Below are 22,587 nucleotides of genomic sequence, written 5' to 3' on the forward strand. Positions count from 1 at the left end.
AATAACAATGAGCATAGATCAAATGGCGCACTATCAGCGTAAACTTGCGTATGAGATGGATTCATGGGATCTATACGTTGCCCTCAACAAAGGACAGACGATAACCGTTGTTGATGGCCGTTCAGCAGATGCTTTTGCTGAAGAACATATTCCAGGCGCGTTGAACCTACCACACAAAGAAATCTGTTTCAATTCAACTGAGATGCTGGATAAGTCAAGACTTTATGTTTGCTATTGCGACGGTATTGGCTGTAACGCCTCGACTAAAACAGCACTTAAATTATTGACTTTGGGTTTTGAAGTCCGGGAACTGATTGGTGGCCTTGATTGGTGGAAACGTGATGGCTACGCTACTGAAGGTAAGAAAGCCCAGCTTGGTACGACGATAAATTGTGGCTGCTAATACCAATTCGTAATTCGCAATTCGCAATTAAGAAATCTAGCTCCAGTCAGACTTTCCTGATTTCTATCTGTCGCATTCTTTTCTTAAATTTGTATAAGTTAGTCGCAAGTTGATAGGGGCTAGAGGAATGGGAATCTTTGATTACTGTGAGCTACATCTGTCAGGAGTAGGAAGTGGGGAAGGGAACAAGGAGGAAATGATTGTAATTTCTCCTCTTCACTCTGCACCCTTGCACCCTATCCCCTTCACAAACAGCCATCTGATGCCAGAATAAACTAAAGAATTGTGGTGAAGTCACTCTCATGCAATCAGCAAACAAACTACCACGATGGTTAAGTTATGGCTTGGCGTTTCCGCTAGTCATTCTCAACGGTTGGTTATTAATCCAGGTTGTCAAGTATTTTCAACCCTTGGTGAGTGTAGTTGCGATCGCTATCTTGTTAGCATTTGTCTTAAACTACCCCATCCAGTTCTTTCAAAAACGCGGTGTACCCCGTTACTTGGCAATTGTCGGAGTTTTGCTGTCAGCCGTAGTGATTCTGGGAGGTGTTGGTATCACCTTAGTACCAGTAATTCTGCAACAGCTTAACGAACTAGCGAATATTCTGCCCTCATGGATAGATTCTAGTTTAGAACAATTAGACGCTTTTCAAAGTTGGGCAGCTACCCAACAAATTCCCATTAATTTGCGGGGTTTAGCCTTACAACTGTTAGAAAGATTATCCAATCAATTTCAATCATTCACCGGGAAAATCCTGGGTTTTGCCTTTGATACTATCGGAGTTGTACTTAATATCTTAATTGCCGCAGTTTTGACTATTTATTTAATCTTAAATGGTCAAAAACTCTGGGATGGAATTTATCAATGGTTTCCTGAACATATCGGCACTAAAGTTAGACAATTGCTGCGAGAAGATTTTCAAAATTATTTTATCGGTCAGGCAACATTAGGGGCAGTGTTGGCTGTATTGGTGACATTAGCATTTGTCCTCCTCCGCATTCCCCTGGCTTTGTTGTTTGGGATTGCTATCGGCTTTTTCTCACTATTTCCCTTTGGTACAGGGATAGGAATTGGATTAGTTAGCTTATTAGTAGCTTTAGAAAACTTTTGGTTAGGTGTGGAAGTGTTAGGTGTCGCCGTCGCCCTTGACCAAATTAATTCTAATATTGTCGCACCCAGAATTTTAGGTAATTTAACTGGTTTAAATCCTGTGTGGGTAGTGATTTCCTTACTTATAGGTGCAAAATTAGGCGGCGTTTTAGGTTTGTTAATTGCGATTCCGCTTGCTAGTTTTATTAAAGATATTGCCGATAGTTGGCGAGCCGGAGAATTGAGTCAACAAATTGTTACTAATGAAGATGGTGTAAAAACTTCAGCAATGGAAGTAAATCAAGAAAATTACATCAGCAAGATTTAATTAAAACTTACCTTGATAGTTCAGATACCCGATTTATTCAAAAAGTCGGGTATTTTTGAATTTATACCATAATAGTTTCTTAACTTTTAGATAACTCAATATTTACTTATAGGCTAGAGGGAATATGCTAAATTTCTGCCGATATGTACTAGTTTAATTGATTTTTCTACAAACCTCGGCAAAAAAACTGAATTTTATGGAATCTAATCAACCATTAAAGATAAATCGTCGCCAATTTTTAGTCCGTTCAGCAGTAACAGCAGGCGGAATTATTGGGACGAATATTGTTGCTAAATCACCTGTTTTTGGTCAAGCACCTGCTATTATTACTGCGGAAAAAATGCGTCCTGGCATACCTTTTGGTGTAGCGAGTGGCGATATTAGCGAAAATAATGTGGTGATTTGGAGTCGGAGCGATCGCCCCGCCAGAATGATAGTAGAATATTCCACTAGCGAATCATTTCGCAATGTCCGGCGCATCCCTGGGCCTGTGGCTTTAGAAACTAGCGACTTTACCGCCCGACTTAACTTAAGAAACTTACCCCAAAATCAACAGATATTTTATCGGGTAATTTTTCAAGATTTAAACTATCGCAATGTTTTCAGCGCCCCAGTTAGCGGTTCTTTCCGCACACCTCCTAAATCTGGGCGAGATATCTGCTTTGTTTGGGGAGGCGACACCGCAGGTCAAGGATGGGGGATAAATCCTGACTTTGGTGGGATGAGAATTTATGAAACCATGCGCCAACTCCAGCCAGACTTTTTCATTCATTCTGGCGATAACATCTATGCTGATGGCCCAATTCAATCTCAAGTAACCCTGGATGATGGCACAATTTGGCGCAACATCACCACACCAGAAAAATCGAAAGTTGCTGAAACTTTAACAGAGTTTCGTGGTAACTATCAATACAACTTGATGGATGAAAATATCAAGCGATTCAATGCCGAAGTGCCACTTTTAGCACAGTGGGACGACCACGAAGTAACGAATAACTGGTATCCTGGCGAAATCCTCAGTAATGTAGGCAGTGATGCTCGCTACACAGTCAAAGATGTTAACTTGTTGGCTCAACGGGCAAGACAAGCATTTTTGGAATATATGCCGATTGAGTATTACGATAATCCAGAAAGAACCAGGATTTACCGTTCCTTTGAGTATGGGTCATTGCTCGATATTTTTATGCTGGATGAACGCACCTATCGAGGGCCAAATTCTCCTAATAATCAGCCAGAACAAAGTCCAGCAACAGATTTTTTAAGCAGAAGACAAGTGCAGTGGCTAAAACGACAATTACTTTCATCCAAAGCCACTTGGAAAGTTATTGCCAGTGATATGCCTTTAGGGCTGATAGTGAGAGATGGTGCGACTGATTTTGAAGCTTGGGCGAATGGCGACGGCCCCGCTTTAGGCAGAGAATTAGAACTAGCAGATTTACTGCGGTTTATCAAAAACAGAAATATTCAGAATGTGGTGTGGTTTACGGCGGATGTTCATTACGCCGCCGCCCACTACTACGACCCCAATAAAGCCCAGTTTCAAGACTTTAAACCTTTCTGGGAGTTTGTCGCCGGGCCACTGAATGCAGGTACATTTGGGCCTAATCAATTAGAAAATACCTTCGGCCCACAGTTAGTATTTCAAAGCTTACCTGCGGGTACAAGAGCAAATCGACCCCCAAGCGAAGGGTTGCAATTCTTCGGCGCAGTCAAAATTAATGCCTCTACCAAAGTGATGACAGTATCTTTGCGGAATTTGGCTGGCGAAGTTGTTTACAGTGTAGATTTACCACCAGAGCAATATTAACTTTAGGGTGGGCAAACTTGCCCACCCATATTTTAAAATTGACATCAAGCCAATCAAACTTTCTTTTACCAAAAAGTCTCAATGGTACAGACCCCATCTAAACCCATGACTTTGGCGGAGTTTCTCAAGCTACCAGAAACTGAACCTGCTAGTGAATATATTGATGGGCAAATTATTCAAAAACCAATGCCACAAGGTAAGCACAGTACAATTCAAACCGAGTTCTCTACTAATGTCAACGTAGTTCTTAAACCTCGAAAGATTGCACGAGCCTTTTCAGAATTGCGTTGTACATTTGGTGGGCGCTCAATAGTACCAGATGTTTCTGTGTTTACTTGGGAGAGAATTCCCCGCGACGAAAAAGGCGAAATTGCAAATACCTTTTTAATAGTTCCTGACTGGACAATTGAGATTTTGTCACCTGATCAAAACCAAACAAAAGTCACCAAAAATATTTTACATTGCCTCAACTTTGGCACTCAAATGGGTTGGTTAATTGACCCCGGTGAGCAAACTGTCTTTGTTTATCTACCCAAGCAACAACCAGAGGTTTTTGACCTAGCAGAACAAAAACTTCCAGTTCCGTCTTTTGCTAATGAGCTAAACCTGCATCTAGGAACTTTGTTTGACTGGTTATTAGAATAACGAGTATTGTGATGTTTTGAGTGAAAATCCTCTTTATTATCTCAGGACTTACGCACAGTCCACGAAAATACGTAGACGCGATAGCGGCTTGCCGCAGGCTACCACAGAGACACAGAGAAATGAGAGTTTTAGAGGTTTTTGCGTCAGTCTTCTATCTGTGTTAAAAAACAACCATAATACACAAATTAATATAAATTTAGCCGAAACAAACATGGTAAAAATAACAAACATCGAAATTAAAACTTCAAAAATCAAAATATCTAATGGTGAGTTAAAAATTGATGCTTATTTAGCTGAACCAGCACAAGCAGGAGTCTTTGGTGCTGTTATAGTTTTTCCCGAAATTTTTGGAGTTAATGGTAATATTCGGGATATTACCGAACTCATAGCAACGCAAGGATATGTAGCAGTAGCACCTGCAATGTATCAAAGAATTGCTCCGGGTTTTGAGGTTGACTATAGCCCTAATGATATTGGATATAGCCCAGAAGCTTATCAGCTTGGTTTACAATACTATCAACAAGTAAAGTATCAAGAAATTTTCAGCGATATTCAAGCCACGATCGCCTATCTTAAAACTTTACCCAATGTTAGCGGGAGCAAAATTGGCGCTATTGGTTTTTGCTTTGGCGGCCATGTTGCTTATATGGCTGCAACTTTACCTGATATCAAAGCTACGGCTTCATTTTATGGTGGCGGGATTACCACTTCTAGTTATGGTGAAGAAACTCCCACTATTAATCGCACTTCCTCAATTAAAGGTACTATTTATACATTTTTTGGTAACAGAGATACCCTCATTTCCCAAACAGAAAACGAGCAAATTGAGGCAGAATTAAAGAAACATCAAATAAATCATCGTGTATTTCGATACGATGCAGGACATGGATTTTTCCACGGATTCTTTAAAGATAAGTACCCATTAATCGAACAGCACCCCAGTTACAATCCCGAAGCGGCTCCTCATGCTTGGCAACGTGTTTTAGAACTGTTTCAAAATCATTTAAACTGAGTTTTATGCTAGGCGATCGCATTCATCAGCCTAGCAGAGTGCGATCGCTCATTTTCTGCATTTTATTATAGATGCGATCGCGCTAACTATTTTCAGTTTACACTCCTCAGTAAATTCGCTGTTTAGCATCTGCTAAATACTGACAAAAAACAATAGAACTCATATTGACATTTAGGATGTGTTAACGACCGCATCACGCATCTACTACTAAAATATAAAAATGAGTAGTTACATCACATTTTATAGATTTTTATAACAATTTCAGATTTTGACGCTTTGAATGTTGATTAGTTTGTGAATCAGGGAAGCATATATATAAATAAATCCATGTCTTCTTTTAAGCTTGGAGTTTATACGAATAGGCCTCTACCACTGATCAGTATTTAGGAGTATTTCATGCTTTCACTTATCTTGAGTATTATTGCTTTAGGTGGTGCATCTACAGGAGCTTTTATCTCTGCTTGGGCAATTGGTAATACAGAGAATCCAGAAGCAAAACTTAAAAATATTAGAAGTAGCTATGAAGATGCTTTTAACGAATGTCAGAATGATTTAGCTTATGTATCTAAACTGGCTAACATATATGCTGATATGCGTACTGAAACTAAAGCTAAAATAGATCAACTCATTCATGTTTTTGAGGAAATAAGCACAAAATATCAGCAGGATATTGATATACCAATTCTGCAAGTTGAAGAAACAAAAAATATATTAATTGAAATAAGTTCTTACTTAAATAAGAATAATATTTCTGATGTTTGTTATGCTGTAAATCAATTAGTCAATCCTCTAAAATCACCAGTAAAAAATCTTATAAGTCAAGACCTATTTATCCAAAAAGCTACCATAACCACAATGAATTGGTTAAGTCAGCGTTCATTAGGCATTCGTGCTGGAGGCATAATTATTGGGTCTCTTCTTGCGTTGGGTAATATCACTGTAAGCCCAGCAGTATTAATTGGCGGAATATTACTTAGTCGTGAGCTAGGTAAATCTTTTGTAAAGGTTAGTGAATATGAAACTGAAGTCAATACTGCGATTACTCAAATTAATACTCTAAAGCAGCAAATAAGAGAAGTACAACAAAAAATTGATGATTCGATGAGAAATTTGCAAGCAGAAAATGAAAAGTACAATCAGCAAATTACTAACTATAATATCCAAGAGACAATCGAAAATATAGCTAACTTAGCTACATTGGTCGTTACGGGCGTACAATTGATTGATAGAACAGGATTGTCCGGTAATATTAACAGCGTAATTCCCTTATTAAAAAGGGGAGCATTGGGGATTTTCAAGAAAAATACAGACTTAAGTATTAATGGTATTAGTTCATTAAATCAAGAGGAATGTGAGCGTTTCTTCCTGATAGGGATAGAAGAAATTACTAACATTAAGTTAGAACGAGAAGCGTGTAATTTAGATTTATCCAAGCCTCAAATTACAGTAAATAAAAATTTACTTCATTATTTGCTGTCGTTGATGGCGCGATCGCATCAGGTAACAATGAACAGTTAGCCCTTGCTTTAAATTCAATCACAGAGATAGCTAAATCTAGTCCATTTAAAGACTTAGCAAATTTAGCTTCCGTCCGTGCTGCACTTAATGACCCTAACCACGAATGGACATTTTAATTTTGCAGCTAAAGTAGTTAGAGCTTACATACCATAGCTTTTGTAGAGATGCGACTCATCGTATCTCTATATTTTTATGCTTATTTTTTGATTCGCTCAAGTTCTTCGCGCAAAACTCGCCGTAATGTTTCTTCTAAAGGTTCACGGCGCTGCTGAATATATTCACGCAAAGCATCGTTGATTAAACTTTGATAATTTCCACCACCTGCTAGGTGAACTTGTTCACGAAACCAAGCCAATGTTTCATCATCTAAACGAATTGTAATTCGAGTTTTGCCTGCTGGTGTCGGCTCAATTGCTCCCCGTTTACCTTGGCTAAAATCATATTCTGATTCCATCTTTTAACCTTCCTCCGTATGCACATTTGTACATACTAACAGGAGGCTGAAAATTTTGTATTTCTATAAACTAATTCATCTGCGTGCATCCGCGTGCATCGGCGGTTAATTTATCCCTCAAAAATCCTCATCATCAACAAAAAACTCTGCATCCTCTTCCAAGCGATTTTCGCCGGAACCAGCCAACCCCCACAGAGGTTGCAGCACTGCTACCCCAATTACGCCGATCGCAGCACTAAAAGCCAGAACTAAACCGACTGGTATTTGAATTGATTGAAAACTTAAAAACTTTAACGATACTGGTGTGGCATTTTGAACTGAAAGAATTGCGATCGCCACTATCCAAACAGCTACAACAACAGATATTAACAAATTAGAAATTGTCTTCATAAAAAATTACAAATCAAAACAAATGAACACAGACATTGATAAATCTTTATCTGTGTTCATCTGCGGTGGAAACTCTTATCCTAATTTAGCAATCGCACTCTCCATTTCTTGGGCGATGTGAGAGAGTTTTTCGGGGCTGTTGGTTTCCATATAAACGCGCACCAGTGGTTCTGTTCCCGAAGGACGCAGTAACACCCAGCTACCTTCTTCTAGGTAAAGTTTAATGCCATCTTTCCGCCCGACTTCTTTGACTTTAATTCCCGCCACGTCTGAAGGGGGATTGTGGGTGTAGGAGTCGATAACGGCGGTTTTGTGGGCTTCGGTGAGGTGTAAGTCCAAACGATTGTTATACAAGGGGCCGTCAGCTTCCGCGATCGCTTCTTTGACAAGTTGACTCAGGGGTTTACCTTCGTAGGCGATCGCTTCGGCAACTAGCATATCTGCCAAAACACCATCTTTTTCGGGAATATGACCAATTACGCTTAAACCACCTGATTCTTCACCGCCAATCAAAACGGTGGTTTCCCGCATTTTTTCACCGATGTATTTAAAGCCTACGGCTGTCTCATAAATTGGCAAACCATATTTAGCCGCCAAATTATCTAATAGGTGAGTTGTGGCGACGGTGCGAACAATTGCGCCGCTTTTGCCTTTATTTTTAATTAAATGCCTTGCTAACACCAACAACACAGTGTTAGGGGTGAGAACATTACCTTGTTCATCAACGATACCAAAGCGATCGCTATCGCCATCTGTTGCCAAACCTAAATCAGCGTGGTCGCGGCGTACAGCTTCTACTAACTCTTCTAGTTGTTCGCCTTTGGGTTCTGGCATTCCACCGCCAAATAATACATCTCGCCAAGTGTGGAAACTTTCTAATTCCACGCCACTTTGTTGCAAAACTTCATCTAAATAACCGCGAGATGTCGAATAAAGCGCATCATATTTAACTTTTAAATGGGCGCTTTTGATGCGTTCTACATCCAACAATGTGTAGATAAATTGCAAATAATCGGGTTTGGGGTCAAAAATAGAAATTGACCCGCTAGGGTTGTTACTAGGCAGATCATCCGCAGCACTTTCAATATTTGCCACAATAGTATCAGTGATTTCTGGAGTGGCAGGCCCGGCATAATCGGGGATATATTTAATTCCACAATATGGTGCAGGGTTATGGCTTGCTGTAAACATTAACGCCCCCGCCGAATTTAAGTGACGGGCGTTATAAGCAATTACTGGTGTGGGGCAATCTCGATCAGTAATTTTCACAGTCCAACCCAAATCTGCTAGGACTTGGGCGGCTGTGCGGGCAAACTGATCAGCTAAAAACCGCGTATCGTAAGCAATGAGAACTGGTCTATCTTTTGTGTAGGCTGTTTCGAGGTAACTTGCGATCGCTCTAGTGACTTTCCGCACATTGGGGAAAGTAAAATCATCAGCAATAATCCCTCGCCAACCATCAGTACCAAACTTGATTTTGCTGGAATTGCTAGTAACGCTCATTGTTGCCAATTTCTCCCGTCCATCTTCAGTAGTCTATTACGAAGCTTCCCGCAAAGCGTGCCTAGCCGCAAGTATCAAAAGAAGTTATGAGCAGCCAATTATGCTCAAATTTCTGCCCATTGTATTTTTTCTCACTGCTTGTTAGCGATGTCAACCCCCGACCGACCTTTTGTCAGTTATCACCTTTGGTCTTTAATTGCCCCAGCAATAGGACAAGAACGCTGGCATTGTCAGATGCGACGTGGGTTTATTAAAGCACGTCAACATGAACCCCAAGTTAAAGCACTGTTAACAAAGGCTACGGCACCGCAGCGGATTGGTATACTCGCCCAAAAAGGCGTTTATGAGTTTCATCATAATCGACATTTGTTAAATAAAGCAGACGGTGTAGAAAAAGTTGCACAGTTGTTAAAACTCAACAATACTAGCTCGCAAGTGCAGCAGCGCGTTCTACAAATTTTGAAAAAGTATCAAAATGCGCCTCTATTGAGAGGCAAAAATATTCTGCAATTAACTTCAGGTGATGAAGGTTTTCCCAAGCCGATTTTGATTGAACAAGGCGACTATTGTTTTCGCTTATATGCAGCTATGGACTGCATTTTTATTGATGGCGATCGCACTTTACATATTTTAGATTTCAAAACAGGTAAATCCGCTTTTGACCAACGACAAGCATTAGTTTATTTATTAGCGGTGCGTTATCTTTATCCTGGTAGACAAGCAGTGGCATCATTTTATAATTTAGAACTCGGTAAAAAATCTGATTTAATTAAAATCACAAACCATGAGTTTGAAAATTTAAAATCTGAGTTAGCGATAATTGCTCATCAACATCAAGCTGATTTACATAAATATCACGAAAAAAACAGTAACTTCAGTAAAATATTCCCTCCAAATCCTGGACAACACTGCCGATTTTGTCCCTTTAATTCAATTTGTGAATTTGCCGCCGTCAGTGCTTATTCTGATGTAGTAGTGCCGATTTGAGGCTAGGGGCTAGGGGCTAGGGGCTAGAGAATTAAATAGTTAACAAACATATCTCTACCTTGCCTACCTTGTCTACCTTGTCTACCTTGTCTACCTTGTCTCCCTTGTCGAGATCAACCAATCTCTTTAAAATAAGATATATCAATATTGCCAAAATAAATAACCATAGCAATATTAACTTGTTCTAAAATCTTGACAAGCCACTTAATATCAGTAGTATTTGCAGACTCATAGTGTTGAAATAAAATTGTTAATCGCTTTTCTAAATAAGGTTTGACTTTAGGACAAATCAAGACTATTTTCAATAGTAATTCCGTGGTAATTAACGTACCTTGATTAGTAATCAAGTCAATAAAATTAAAATGTTGAATTGATAAATGACTGTCTACAATTAAAAAATTCAATAGCTGACTACAAATTCTCATAATTAAGAACTCATCAGGTTTTTGAGCATTAGCTTGTGGCAATGTATTTTTTAATTGTGTATGTAACTTTTGCTGCCATTGGCGTTTTCCCGAACCGCCAGTAATGGAAGATATGAGATATTCATACAAATTATCTTTAAAGTCACTTATAGAATTTACCTTTTGATTAGACTGTAAAAATTTTTGGGCTAACTCTTGGTATGTATAGTTACCTTCGACCTTACCAATCCAATGTTGCAGTGCTGTATGCAGATCGCGATCGCTCAATAATGTAGGATTATTCACAGTCCGTAAACTTCTCTCTGCTTCCTCTACCGAAGCTTTTTTGAGTATCTGATTGCGTCGCACTTGATAAGTGACATATTTCGATAAATCAACTTCAAATTGCTTTTGTGCCTGCGCTTGGATTTGCTTAACGCGCCACTGATGTTCAAAGGTAGAATCATCACTAATCAAACAATGTTCATATAAATATGAGTAGCGCCCAATTAAAGAGATTAAAGCTTGAGGTTCAGGAGGCGTATTTTCCTCAATTGTTCTCGTCATCACTTCCACAAATCGCCGCAAAGTTAAATACTGTTCGCTGACGATAAACATTTGAATTAATTCCCGCAACTTCCTAATGTTGCGATAACGAAAACTTGTGGTTCTTGACCTCGTAGGTTCAGTAGCTAATAATTTGATTAATTCAGGAATTGCATAGTGTAGTTGCGGCTGCATGTGCCAGCGATTAATTAAAATATGGCAGCAACGATTAATAAAAAATTTAAACTCATGTACAGCAGTTTTAGATGCTGTAATTTTATCTAAGATTAATAATATTTCTGGTTCAGGATAATCTGCACCTTCAACAAATAAGGCACGACAACGTTCTAGCATTTCATTTGGCGATTTAACTTGTACCAAATGCAATAAATGTTGGTATATTTGTTTTTCTTCAGCATTGGACTGCGAATTATGTGTCAAATATGAAGGTACATAAGATTGTTGACTGGTGGCGACAAGATTACTACCAGCACCCTGCTGTTTGGGAATTTTTTGAGACTTGCGATTTATCCAATCATTCACTGGATTATTACCATTTTAAATTGGGTTGATAAATGCTATGGAATAAAGATTTTATTTGAAAAAACTCAATAAGGCTAGTACGACAAGGTAAAAGTAAAAAGGCTAAAGGAAAAAGTCAAAAGGAAAAAGAAATAATAGTGATAACACAAGCCTTTTAGCAATTCCTTATGGTCTGTTTATTTAAGCCGACCTGTACTAGTTTTTATATTTACCAATATCTTTAGGGAACTTCAGGAAAGTAAATCTCAATCTTATGATTGCTTTACGACTTCCGCCTTCCGACAACTGGCGGCTGAACTACATATATACAGGAAGACTATCCTAATTATTAATAGCTGTCTTGAGGGTGTATACGGTTTCTGCTATGTGGTTTGACTACAGAACCATATCCTTACTGTTACTGGGAAATATTGGTTTATTTAAGAATTGATGAATTGGGCTGTTAGGAATGGGTGTGGGGGTATGAGGGTGTGGGGGACAAGGGAGGGAAGGGGGACAAGGGAGACAAGGGGAAATTATTGTCATTTCTCCCCTACACCCTGCACCCTTAAACCCCTTCACCCTTTGCATGTACTTCCAGATCAAAAAGGTGGTAATTCTTGAAGAATTGTAAAGCGAATATGATTAATGGCTAAATCACCGATGGGAATATCTTCTTTTGTCAATCTAGTACCTTGACTGCTTAAGGTTTCAAAAGAGATACCTTTGCCAATTTCAATGTGATACCAGCACAAGCCCATAAAAAAGCGGGTGGGGTAAGGGCCTCCATATCCGACATCATCGGGGTTAGATTCCATTGGCAACCAGCCAAAGTTGGGGATATAAAATTCTAACCAGACGTGATTAAAATCGGGTTGTAATGGTACTTTTTGATGTTCGCCATAGGGAGGGCATTTATATCTGCCAACTGTGCGGCAAGGGATACCATTTAAACGGCACAAAGCCAGTAAAACACCGACGTACTCACCGCAAGAACCAACGCCCCGTTCTAAAACTATATCTGGGGTATCAATGTAGGGTTTAATGCCGTAAGACAACTCATCGTATACGTAGTTACGGATACTATACATTTTCCGTAGCAAGTTGGTTTCGGAACCAACGGCATCACGGGCAGCATTGCGGACTATGGAAGTATCCATTGCCAAATCATCGTCATCCACCAAGTAGCGATTTTGAAACTCTGGGGAGAGTTCTGGTAAGTCTTCGGTATCTTTAGGGGTAATGCGATACTTGATTCCTCGTACTTCTAACAAAGCCTTCCAGCCAAATACATGGCGTTCGCCGGGGGCGAGGGCATCAAATTTAAATACTGCTACCCGTTGCCCATCAATGACTTCTTCGGTAAAAGGGATACCAATTGGTTCAACCTGTTTAACTGTTTGGCGTTCGGTTTCGGAGGGTAAGGCGATGCGCCATTCTACATCCGGGAGATACACTTCTTCTAAAGGTGCAATTTCCTCAGCGTAGGACATTTCAATCAGATAGCCATTTGATAGGGCGTAACGCTTATCTGGGTTGTAGTGGTAATAAAGTGGGTGAATGAAAGTCCGATCGCGGTAAGTTAATTCATGATTCGGGTCAGCATTGGGATTATCCCGAATATAAGGTTCCTCAGAAGCATAGGCGACATACAGAGTTTCCTTACCTTCATCATCTCGGTGTACTGCTATGCCTGTGGGTGAATCAAAAGGTGTTAGTACACTAAAATTAACTTCCCCTGTGGCTCGATCCATCGAGTAAACTGTTTGTTCAGTGCGATCGCAAATCCACAGCGTTTCTTGGGTGACTGCCAAATTTTCCACGCCCACCCCAGGCGCATAAAATTTCGTAATTTCTTTGCGTGTACTGCGGTCAAAAATCACAATGTAACCCAGCTTTTGACAGCTAACATACACCGTTGATTCCCACACAGCCACACCATTAGCCGTATATGGCAATGTGGCAAAATGTTCTAACCCCCAAGAACCCAGCTTTGATAAATAAATACTGTTACCACGAGTTACCCAGAGGGTATCTTCCCAAACTGCTAAACCAGTGACATCATTAAATTCCTTAACCTGGTGCGGATTGATGATTTTGCTGTTGTCAGACTCAGGATCAATCTCCAGTAGATGCCCTTTTGTACTGTCAATCGCAATGAGTGTATCTTTGATGAAAGCAATGCCACATAGGGAGGCAGCCGTAAGCGGTCGAATTGTCCTTTGCCCAAACATCTGGCTAGCAGTCTAATTAGGGAGTGCAAAATTTATATTAAGCATATATATTCCACGGTTTAGCACGCCGAGCATTAATTTTGCCATAACCTCCAGACATAACAACAAATTTTTTAGGGTAATAGTTTTTATAAAATGTTTTTTAAAATACTATAAACTACATAAAAATACATAGAATTATCACTTAAACCAAGTTAGCAAATGTCGAGAAACACATTTAAACTTGTACAAGTCATACCATGAGGAATTTGAGATTTTGGATGGAAATTACTGTCTCAGCCTGCCTTGAGGTTAGTCCATCTATGGTGATCATTTTTCCAATTGGTGTGAACAAGAACTTGAATATGACTTTGGTGGATGGTTTTATCGCCATCACTAAATTATGATCGAATTTTGTAACCTTTTCTGTAACCTAAACAATGTCTGCTAATTCTCTGCCTGAAAGTACCCCGATTTGGCATACTTTAGAAGTTGATAAAGCTCTAGACCTGCTGGATAGCAAGGCAGACAGTGGCTTAACACCCCAAGAAGTTGAACAACGGTTGCAAAAATACGGCACCAACGAGTTAGAAGAACATGGTGGTCGTAGTGCTTGGGACATACTGCTAGATCAGTTCAAGAACATTATGTTGTTGATGCTGATTGCTGTGGCTTTGATCTCTGGGTTTTTGGATTTTACGGCTTGGCAAGCTGGTCAACTCAAGCCAGGAGAAGTACCGTTTAAAGATACCGTGGCAATTATGGCCATTGTGATTTTGAATGGTATTTTGGGTTATGTCCAAGAAAGTCGCGCCGAACAAGCTTTAGCTGCACTTAAAAAGATGTCTTCGCCTTTAGTGCGCGTCCTTCGTAACAAAAAACTATTAGATGTGGCAGCTAAAGAAATCGTCCCAGGAGATATCATGCTGCTGGAAGCGGGAGTGCAGATAGCCGCAGATGGACGCTTAGTTGAACAGTCTAATTTACAAGTGCGAGAATCTGCACTCACAGGTGAAGCAGAAGCTGTCAACAAACAGGCCACTCTTCAACTACCTGAAGATACATCTTTAGGCGATCGCATCAACTTAGTTTTTCAAGGTACGGAAGTTGTTCAAGGACGCGCGAAAGTTCTGGTAACAAACACCGGGATGAAAACCGAACTCGGTAAAATTGCCACCATGTTGCAGTCGGTGGAAAGTGAACCCACACCTTTGCAACAGCGTATGACGCAACTGGGCAACGTCTTAGTTTCTGGTTCCTTGATTTTAGTAGCGATCGTTGTCATTGGTGGTGTCATTCAGGCCAGAGGTTTTAGCAATTTACAAGACCTACTAGAAGTTTCCTTGAGTATGGCGGTGGCGGTAGTCCCCGAAGGTTTACCCGCCGTAATTACCGTGACCTTGGCATTAGGAACCCAGCGCATGGTACGCCGCAATGCCTTGATTCGCAAACTGCCAGCCGTGGAAACCTTGGGTTCTGTGACTACCATTTGTTCGGATAAAACCGGTACACTCACCCAAAACAAAATGGTGGTGCAATCAGTATTCACCAACAACAATACTTTTAGGGTCACAGGGGAAGGTTACGCACCTGTAGGCGACTTTCAATTAGATGGTCAAAAAATTTCCGTAGGCGATTTTCGGGAAATTCCGGCTTTATCCGTCGCCTGCGCCGTTTGTAATGACTCAGTATTACAAAAAGAAAAAGGTGAATGGGCAATTTTAGGCGACCCCACCGAAGGCGCATTGGTGACATTAGCAGGTAAAGCTGGGATTGAAAAAGACCAATGGAATAGTAAGTTACCCCGTGTCAGTGAATTTCCCTTCTCTTCCGAACGCAAACGGATGAGTGTGATTACCCAGGTGGAGGAAGTTGCAACTGGGGAAACATCCTTTACCAGTGTAGACCCAGCGATCGCAGGTTTGGTCAACTCTGAACCATACCTAATGTTTACCAAAGGTTCACCAGAGTTAATTTTGGCACGTTGTACAGAAATTCGTTTGGGTACAAGTACCGCACCACTAACAGAAGAACAACGCAGCAAAATTTTGGCAGCTAATGACCAAATGGCCAGTAAAGGTTTGCGGGTATTAGGCTTTTCCTATAAACCCCTCACCGAAGTTCCCCCAGAAGGCACAGATGAGGAATCTGAGACAAGCTTGGTGTGGTTGGGATTAGTCGGAATGCTGGATGCACCCAGACCGGAAGTTAGGGCAGCTGTGGCGGAATGTCGTCAAGCTGGTATTCGCCCAGTCATGATTACAGGCGACCATCAATTAACAGCCCGTGCGATCGCTATTGATTTAGGCATTGCCCAAGAAGACGACCGTGTGCTGACTGGTCAAGAATTGCAACGGATGACTGACCAAGAACTAGAACAACAAGTTGATTTAGTCAGCATCTATGCCAGAGTTGCCCCAGAACACAAACTACGGATTGTCCAAGCATTACAACGCCGTGGTCGATTTGTGGCGATGACTGGCGATGGTGTCAATGATGCCCCAGCCCTCAAACAAGCAGACATCGGCATCGCAATGGGCATCACTGGTACTGATGTGAGTAAAGAAGCCAGCGATATGGTACTGCTGGATGACAACTTTGCCACCATTGTGGCGGCTACTAAAGAAGGTCGAGTAGTTTACACCAACATTCGCCGCTTTATTAAATATATTTTGGGCAGTAACATCGGTGAAGTTCTGACAATTGCGGCTGCACCAATTTTAGGTTTAGGTGGTGTTCCTCTCACACCCTTGCAGATTCTCTGGATGAACTTGGTCACAGATGGTTTACCAGCCTTAGCCTTGGCAGTTGAACCACCAGAACCGGATGTGATGCAGCGTCCGCCCTTCAGCCCCCGCGAAAGCATTTTTGCTAGAGGATTGGGTTCTTACATGATTCGTATTGGGATTGTGTTTGCGATTATTACAATCATCCTCATGGAATGGTCATACTTCCATGTGCAAACCGCCACTGGCGAGGGACTCGACCCAGAACGTTGGAAGACAATGGTATTTACTTCATTGTGTATTGCCCAGATGGGTCATGCGATCGCTATTCGTTCCAACAACCAGCTAACTATTGAGGTGAATCCTTGGTCTAATCCCTATGTGCTGGGTGCGGTTGTGGTGACAACGATATTACAACTGATGCTAATTTACGTACCACCCCTGCGGGCTTTCTTCGGTACTCATTGGCTACCTCCGGCTGAGTTAGCAATTTGTATTGGTTTTAGTGCCTTAATGTTTGTCTGGATTGAAGGCGAAAAAATCTTCTTCCGTTTTATGGGCAAGAAAACTGTTTAACAAGGTAAAAGGTAAAAGGTAAAAGTAAAAAGGAAAAACTATAGCGGTAGTCATATAGGTTAGGACATTTTGAAAGTTTGAATGTCAGGAATAATAAAACTGCTACCTCCTGCCTTCTGCCTTCTGCCTCCTGCTATATTTACTTTTGCCTTTTACTTTTTGCCCTTTTACTTAAATTATGTATCTGAAAACTTTACACCTCAGACAATTTCGCAATTACCAAGACCAAAAAGTTGAGTTTAATGCTGCTAAAACAATTTTAGTGGGTAACAATGCTCAGGGTAAGTCGAATTTGTTAGAGGCGGTAGAGTTATTAGCCACATTGCGATCGCACCGAATGGCACGCGATCGGGATTTAATTCAAGATGGCACAGAATTTGCCCAAATCAATGCCAGCTTAGAACGAGACACAGGGATTAGTGATTTAACTTTAACTCTCCGCCGTAACGGTCGCCGCAGTGTGGCAATTAATGGTGAGATTGTGCGGCGACAAATGGATTTTTTAGGTGTCCTCAACGCCGTACAGTTTTCCAGTTTAGATTTAGAATTAGTCCGAGGTAGTCCGGAAGTCCGCCGCAACTGGTTGGATACTTTATTAATTCAACTTGAACCAGTTTATGCTCATATTTTGCAACAATATAACCAAGTATTACGCCAACGCAATGCCTTTCTAAAAAAACACCAAGACTCCCCACTCCCCAACTCACAACTTGCCCTCTGGGATGCACAATTAGCAACCACAGGTACAAGAGTTATTAGAAGACGCGATCGGGCGATTCAAAGATTAGCTCCCATTGCTGCGGCTTGGCACGCTAGTATTAGCGGTAGTACCGAAATCTTAGAAATTAAATATTCACCTAACATTCCTTTGGTGCAGCACCAACCAGAACAAGTCCAGCAAGCTTTCCTGAACAAAATTCAACAACGCGCTGTCGCCGAACTCTACCGAGGTACTACCCTTGTCGGCCCTCATCGTGACGAAGTAGAATTGACTATTAATCAAACGCCTGCTCGGCAATATGGTTCTCAGGGTCAGCAACGCACCTTAGTCTTAGCCTTAAAACTAGCAGAATTAGAGTTAATTGAAGAAGTCGTAAAAGAGCCACCATTGTTGTTGCTTGATGATGTTTTAGCGGAATTAGATCCATACCGTCAAAATCAATTGCTTGATGCGATTCAAGACCGTTTTCAAACTTTAATCACAACAACTCACTTAAGTTCTTTTGATGCTCAGTGGCTAAACTCTTCTCAAATTCTGTTTGTCAAGGCTGGAGAAATATCAATTAATTAGTCAATAGTCAATGCTCAACATGACAAATGACCAATGACCAATGAACCATGACATTTCAATTATGCAGCAAACTAATTATAAATTAGACCCTCAAGAAATTGCCTATTTAGGTGCATCATTAAGAGCAATTGAGCAAAAATTCATCAAACAAAGACGGCAAGAGGGTTATAAAAAAATTTGGTTTCAAGGTGAAGAACCTTATTTTGATGTTTTTTTTGAATTAGAGTATGACAAAATCATCTGGTTCCAATTTACCTTGCGGGGTAAAACAGTTTCTTGGGATATCCGCAAACCAGAACTGCAAACGGGTAATACCAATGAATTATGTGCTGATGATGTGAGTTTTTACGCCGCTAGTAAAACTATTGAAAATGACAATCACACAGATTGGGAATTTATATATTTAGCTAAATTAATTTTAGAAACTAGAGCCGAAGAAGAGATTTTTGCTCAAGCCTTGGCATTATTTCATAAATAATAAAATTTAGACAGTACAAAGCTTTTAATCCTGTTATCTGTCCCCTGCTATAATCTGTATTAATTCTTTTCTATTTTCTTAAATAGATTCAGTACTAAAATTGTCAATGTAGCTGCTATTAATCCTAATTGCCATAAGCCACAACCAGCCGCAATTCCTAGCGCAGCCGAAACCCAAATCGCTGCGGCTGATGTCAGTCCGTGAACTTCCAGATGCTGCGATTGTTGCGAAGATTCGCGGATAATTTCTCCCGCACCCAAAAATCCAACACCTGCGGCAATACCTTGAATGACACGACTTAAAGCATCGGCGCTAGGTTCTGATATCCCTGTTTGCAAAGGAATAAGAGTAAACAAGGCAGAACCCAAACTTACAAGTATATGAGTTCTTAAGCCTGCTGGTTTACGTCTAATTTGACGTTCAATGCCAATAATTGCACCAAATAACAAAGCTAGGCACAGTCTAAACAGAATATTCAACCAATCATTGGGTAACAAGTAGTAAGTATTTAACAATTTTGTTTTAAAATATATAAAAAGTAATATATGCTACTTTAACTTAAAAATATATCCATTGAGTTTACTCAAGATAACTAAGTTAAATATATTTTAATGAGATTTTTTTGTCATAACTTAATAGGTATTTATATCAGGGAAAGGTGCTGAGGATAAATTATTTTATGCAAAGATAGAACTAATATTTAATTTCGGAAAAAACAGTACACACCAAAAATACTCTTTCCTCTCTCCCTATTACCTACTCCCAGCCTGTACAGGTAATTTCAGAAATCAAACCAGATAATAGTAAATTGATCCGCTAATCATGGTAATTATCGATGATAAACTGCATTTAGCTTAGTGTAGTTTGAGGCAGATAATATGGAATTGTGAGGAAAATTTATGGCAATATTAATAAACTAGACTAACAGTGTAGTGTTCCAAGTGATGGACTAGCTATTTGAGTGTTAAAACAGACGAATAAGCACCTAGACCCGACGAATGGAATTCGCGGCTATAAAAACGAAGTCCGCACTTCGACAAGCTCAGTGACCACCTACGCGGACTAACTTAAAATCAAGGGTTTGGTGTGCAAGATGTAAAACAAGAAATATTAACTAACCAAGGGGTGAGATGATTGCCAAACAGCATTGAATGAGAACTTAAACTCATAACTAAGTCAAACTAATTTTCAATAATCAAATGGAAAGAATCTCTCTCGGCAGATAATTTATGCAATAGCCTGGAAGTATTTACCGAGAGCAAAGCCTGTAGTGGCAAATTGACAAATCATTAAAAATGAAGTGAGTGGAAAAAGTCTACTGGCTTGACCAAATTAAACTACAAGACCGCGCCAAAGTAGGCGACAAAGCATTTTATTTAAGCAAAATGATGCAGCGTGGCTACCCTGTGGTGCCTGGTTTTGTGATTTCAGCAGAAGTTTTGCGGCAATTTTTAGAAACTATCAACAGTTCAGAATCTTTAGTTGCAGACTTACCTGATTCTTCATTGCACCTTGATGTAGCTAATTGGCGACAACTTCAGCAGGTGGCTAGTCGTTTGCGTCAAGAAATCATTGCGGCAAATGTACCATCACAGTGGGTAAGTACAATTTTTGCTGCGACAAAAGAATGGCAAACTAAATATTTGATTTTGCAACCCACATTATCAGTTTTCAATGTTAGCCAAGATATCGGAAATATATCTGGGTTACTAGAGCCAATCTTTTGTGGTTGTGATGAAGATGCGATCGCTTTAGGATTGAAGCGAGTTTGGAATCAGTTATTTCGCGCTAGAAGCTTATTGTATTGGCAACGCCAGGGAATTGATCTGCAAAATGTGAATTTGGCGGTGTTAGTACAACCAATGCAAAATGCGATCGCCAGTGGTTCACTTCATGCTAACGCCTCTGGATGGACAATTGAAGCTACTTGGGGATTAGGAGTAGCCCTCACCAGAGGAGAAGTTTTGCCGGATGTTTACTACGTTCAGCCAGAAACAGGTATTGTTCTAGAACGACATTTAGGAAATAAACTGCTGGCTTATCGTCTAGATGATGAGATAAGTGCAACTACGCAACCACAACTCCAATCAATACTCACTGATGAAAACAACAGTTTAGTTGCTTATTTACTTTCTGAAGAATCACAAAAACAATATGCTTTGCCAGAGGCGAGTGTGCCACAGATCATCGCTTTGGGAAATCAGTTGGTCAGTGAACTGGGAAAAACTTTTACTGTCCAGTGGAGTATTACGGAAATCGATACAGTTTCCCATCTCCAAATCACCGAAGTTAATACTCCCTTAGCACCAGTTCCTCACTTAAAGTTAATCAAAGGTTTGGGTGCAGCCACAGGTAAAGTCACGGCTAGTGCTTATGTGATTAATTCTCTCCAAAAACCTGAACAAATACCCGAAGGAGTCGTGCTTGTCGTCCCGACGATCGCACCTGATTGGTTAGCGTTAATGCAAAAAGTTGTGGCGATTGTGACAGTGCAAGGTGGTTTGACTAGTCATGCCGCAATATTATCCAGAGAATTAGGCATTCCCGCAGTTGTGAGTGCAAAAGATGCTACAGTCTTAATTCAAACCGGAGAAAAATTGCTAGTAGATGGCGATAGGGGAGAAATTTATCGCCTCAGAGACAGCAAAGCCAAAAATCAAGAAAATCCAGAAATTAGTTTTCCTGTTCCTTCTGTTTCACCCAATCATTCACATCTTAGTTCGCAGCCGCCCATGATTGCTACTCAACTAATGGTGAATCTGAGTCAGCCTAATTTAATCGAGCGATCGCAGACCTTACCTGTCGATGGTGTAGGATTGTTACGCTCGGAATTAATGCTGTTGAATATTTTGGAAGGACAAGACCCCCATAATTGGATTATGAGTGGTCGTCGCTCAGAATTGTTGGAGTTGTGGACACAGCAGGTTATTAATTTTGTACGTGCTTTTACGCCCCGTCCGGTATTTTATCGCTCCCTTGATTGGCGATTTTCGGAGTTTTCATCAACATATAATCCAGCATCTGCAACCCATTCGATTTTGGGCGATCGCGGCACATTGAGTTATATTAACAACCCTGCCGTTTTTGATTTGGAACTCACAGCGTTACTGAATGTCCAAAAAGCAGGTTATAGCAATCTGCGGTTATTGTTACCCTTTGTGCGGAGTGTGGCTGAGTTTAGCTTTTGTCGCCAGAAAGTTGAGCAAATCGGCTTAACCCAAATGTCGCAGTTTCAATTGTGGATTATGGCAGAAGTGCCTAGTGTATTATTTTTACTGCCAGAATATGTCAAAGCTGGAGTAGCCGGAATTTCCATTGGGACAAATGACTTAACACAACTGTTGTTAGGCGTAGATCGAGAACAAGGACAACTCACAAAAATCTTTGATGAACGCCACCCAGCCGTGATGGGTGCGATCGCTCAATTAATCCAAATGGCGAAAAATGCCGACATCCCCTGTGCAATCTGCGGTCAAGCACCAGCATTGTATCCTGAAATCATCGACAAACTAGTAGAATGGGGCATTACCTCAATTTCCGTCGAACCAGAAGCAGTGGAACGAACACATTATGCGATCGCCCGTGCTGAACATCGGTTAATTTTAGGAGCAGCACGGCGAACAATTCATTGAAAGCTATGAACCCTAGCCTCTAGCCTCTATCAACTTGTACTGCACTCAACCAAGAAACGCTG

Annotated in this window: 17 protein-coding genes; 11 read left to right on the forward strand and 6 right to left on the reverse strand. The window is 40.5% G+C overall.

Annotated features, from left to right (window positions below):
- The first annotated feature begins 7 nt into the window (after window positions 1–7).
- The 6 genes from H6G79_RS02375 (at window position 8) to H6G79_RS02400 (ending at window position 6,803) form a co-directional block, all read left to right on the forward strand.
- On the forward strand, window positions 8–403 hold the full coding sequence (locus H6G79_RS02375; protein WP_190591818.1) for a rhodanese-like domain-containing protein: 396 nt from the start codon (window positions 8–10) through the stop codon (window positions 401–403).
- Window positions 404–705: 302 nt separating this feature from the next.
- Window positions 706–1,821 carry an AI-2E family transporter gene (locus tag H6G79_RS02380; protein WP_190591819.1) on the forward strand — a complete coding sequence of 372 codons (1,116 nt, stop codon included), beginning with the start codon at window positions 706–708 and terminating at the stop codon, window positions 1,819–1,821.
- 196 nt (window positions 1,822–2,017) lie between these two features.
- Window positions 2,018–3,628: an alkaline phosphatase gene (locus H6G79_RS02385; protein WP_190591820.1), complete on the forward strand. Its 1,611-nt coding sequence runs from the start codon at window positions 2,018–2,020 to the stop codon at window positions 3,626–3,628.
- 81 nt (window positions 3,629–3,709) lie between these two features.
- A complete protein-coding gene (locus tag H6G79_RS02390; RefSeq protein ID WP_190591821.1) occupies window positions 3,710–4,273 on the forward strand; it encodes a Uma2 family endonuclease in 564 nt (187 codons plus the stop codon).
- Between the two features lie 157 nt (window positions 4,274–4,430).
- Entirely contained in the window at window positions 4,431–5,285 is an 855-nt protein-coding gene (locus tag H6G79_RS02395) for a dienelactone hydrolase family protein (RefSeq protein ID WP_190591822.1), read from the forward strand.
- A 396-nt stretch (window positions 5,286–5,681) separates the two neighbouring features.
- Window positions 5,682–6,803, forward strand: coding sequence for a hypothetical protein (locus tag H6G79_RS02400; RefSeq protein ID WP_190591823.1), 1,122 nt, complete (start codon window positions 5,682–5,684; stop codon window positions 6,801–6,803).
- Between the two features lie 196 nt (window positions 6,804–6,999).
- Here H6G79_RS02400 and H6G79_RS02405 read toward each other — a convergent pair whose 3' ends face one another.
- The 3 genes from H6G79_RS02405 to H6G79_RS02415 all read right to left on the reverse strand — a co-directional run bounded on the left by H6G79_RS02405 (window position 7,000) and on the right by H6G79_RS02415 (window position 9,150).
- Window positions 7,000–7,257, reverse strand: a complete 258-nt coding sequence (locus H6G79_RS02405; RefSeq protein ID WP_190591824.1) for a BrnA antitoxin family protein — start codon at window positions 7,255–7,257, stop codon at window positions 7,000–7,002.
- Window positions 7,258–7,374: 117 nt separating this feature from the next.
- The gene (locus H6G79_RS02410) at window positions 7,375–7,647 is read right to left on the reverse strand and encodes a LapA family protein (RefSeq protein ID WP_190591825.1); all 273 of its coding nucleotides are present in this window, start codon (window positions 7,645–7,647) and stop codon (window positions 7,375–7,377) included.
- Between the two features lie 75 nt (window positions 7,648–7,722).
- Window positions 7,723–9,150: a phosphoglucomutase/phosphomannomutase family protein gene (locus H6G79_RS02415; protein WP_190591826.1), complete on the reverse strand. Its 1,428-nt coding sequence runs from the start codon at window positions 9,148–9,150 to the stop codon at window positions 7,723–7,725.
- Window positions 9,151–9,297: 147 nt separating this feature from the next.
- Between H6G79_RS02415 and H6G79_RS02420 the strand changes: the two genes are divergently transcribed.
- Window positions 9,298–10,137: a PD-(D/E)XK nuclease family protein gene (locus tag H6G79_RS02420; protein ID WP_190591827.1), complete on the forward strand. Its 840-nt coding sequence runs from the start codon at window positions 9,298–9,300 to the stop codon at window positions 10,135–10,137.
- Between the two features lie 113 nt (window positions 10,138–10,250).
- Here the strand turns inward: H6G79_RS02420 and H6G79_RS02425 are convergent, their stop codons facing one another.
- Both H6G79_RS02425 and H6G79_RS02430 read right to left on the reverse strand, forming a co-directional pair.
- A complete protein-coding gene (locus tag H6G79_RS02425) occupies window positions 10,251–11,630 on the reverse strand; it encodes a hypothetical protein (RefSeq protein WP_313933871.1) in 1,380 nt (459 codons plus the stop codon).
- Between the two features lie 581 nt (window positions 11,631–12,211).
- Entirely contained in the window at window positions 12,212–13,843 is a 1,632-nt protein-coding gene (locus H6G79_RS02430; protein WP_190591828.1) for a transglutaminase domain-containing protein, read from the reverse strand.
- A 419-nt stretch (window positions 13,844–14,262) separates the two neighbouring features.
- Between H6G79_RS02430 and H6G79_RS02435 the strand changes: the two genes are divergently transcribed.
- The 3 genes from H6G79_RS02435 (at window position 14,263) to H6G79_RS02445 (ending at window position 18,893) form a co-directional block, all read left to right on the forward strand.
- On the forward strand, window positions 14,263–17,124 hold the full coding sequence (locus H6G79_RS02435) for a cation-translocating P-type ATPase (protein WP_190591829.1): 2,862 nt from the start codon (window positions 14,263–14,265) through the stop codon (window positions 17,122–17,124).
- Window positions 17,125–17,302: 178 nt separating this feature from the next.
- Window positions 17,303–18,415: a DNA replication/repair protein RecF gene (recF, locus tag H6G79_RS02440; RefSeq protein WP_190591830.1), complete on the forward strand. Its 1,113-nt coding sequence runs from the start codon at window positions 17,303–17,305 to the stop codon at window positions 18,413–18,415.
- Between the two features lie 61 nt (window positions 18,416–18,476).
- Entirely contained in the window at window positions 18,477–18,893 is a 417-nt protein-coding gene (locus tag H6G79_RS02445) for a hypothetical protein (protein ID WP_190591882.1), read from the forward strand.
- Window positions 18,894–18,952: 59 nt separating this feature from the next.
- On the opposite strand, the gene H6G79_RS02450 is transcribed toward H6G79_RS02445, so the two are convergent.
- The gene (locus tag H6G79_RS02450; protein ID WP_190591831.1) at window positions 18,953–19,408 is read right to left on the reverse strand and encodes an MgtC/SapB family protein; all 456 of its coding nucleotides are present in this window, start codon (window positions 19,406–19,408) and stop codon (window positions 18,953–18,955) included.
- A 789-nt stretch (window positions 19,409–20,197) separates the two neighbouring features.
- On the opposite strand from H6G79_RS02450, the gene H6G79_RS02455 reads away from it, so the two are divergent.
- Window positions 20,198–22,525, forward strand: coding sequence for a putative PEP-binding protein (locus H6G79_RS02455; protein ID WP_190591832.1), 2,328 nt, complete (start codon window positions 20,198–20,200; stop codon window positions 22,523–22,525).
- Window positions 22,526–22,587 lie beyond the last annotated feature (62 nt).

The organism is Anabaena sp. FACHB-83 (assembly GCF_014697485.1).
Lineage (GTDB): Bacteria > Cyanobacteriota > Cyanobacteriia > Cyanobacteriales > Nostocaceae > Nostoc_B.

Coding starts and splice junctions, on each gene's coding strand:
- H6G79_RS02405 (WP_190591824.1), bottom strand. CDS start 7,257: ATGGAATCAGAATATGATTTTAGCCAAGGTAAACGGGGAGCAATTGAG.
- H6G79_RS02380 (WP_190591819.1), top strand. CDS start 706: ATGCAATCAGCAAACAAACTACCACGATGGTTAAGTTATGGCTTGGCG.
- H6G79_RS02435 (WP_190591829.1), top strand. CDS start 14,263: ATGTCTGCTAATTCTCTGCCTGAAAGTACCCCGATTTGGCATACTTTA.
- H6G79_RS02375 (WP_190591818.1), top strand. CDS start 8: ATGAGCATAGATCAAATGGCGCACTATCAGCGTAAACTTGCGTATGAG.
- H6G79_RS02385 (WP_190591820.1), top strand. CDS start 2,018: ATGGAATCTAATCAACCATTAAAGATAAATCGTCGCCAATTTTTAGTC.
- H6G79_RS02400 (WP_190591823.1), top strand. CDS start 5,682: ATGCTTTCACTTATCTTGAGTATTATTGCTTTAGGTGGTGCATCTACA.
- H6G79_RS02415 (WP_190591826.1), bottom strand. CDS start 9,150: ATGAGCGTTACTAGCAATTCCAGCAAAATCAAGTTTGGTACTGATGGT.
- H6G79_RS02390 (WP_190591821.1), top strand. CDS start 3,710: ATGGTACAGACCCCATCTAAACCCATGACTTTGGCGGAGTTTCTCAAG.
- H6G79_RS02430 (WP_190591828.1), bottom strand. CDS start 13,843: ATGTTTGGGCAAAGGACAATTCGACCGCTTACGGCTGCCTCCCTATGT.
- H6G79_RS02420 (WP_190591827.1), top strand. CDS start 9,298: ATGTCAACCCCCGACCGACCTTTTGTCAGTTATCACCTTTGGTCTTTA.
- recF (WP_190591830.1), top strand. CDS start 17,303: ATGTATCTGAAAACTTTACACCTCAGACAATTTCGCAATTACCAAGAC.
- H6G79_RS02410 (WP_190591825.1), bottom strand. CDS start 7,647: ATGAAGACAATTTCTAATTTGTTAATATCTGTTGTTGTAGCTGTTTGG.
- H6G79_RS02445 (WP_190591882.1), top strand. CDS start 18,477: ATGCAGCAAACTAATTATAAATTAGACCCTCAAGAAATTGCCTATTTA.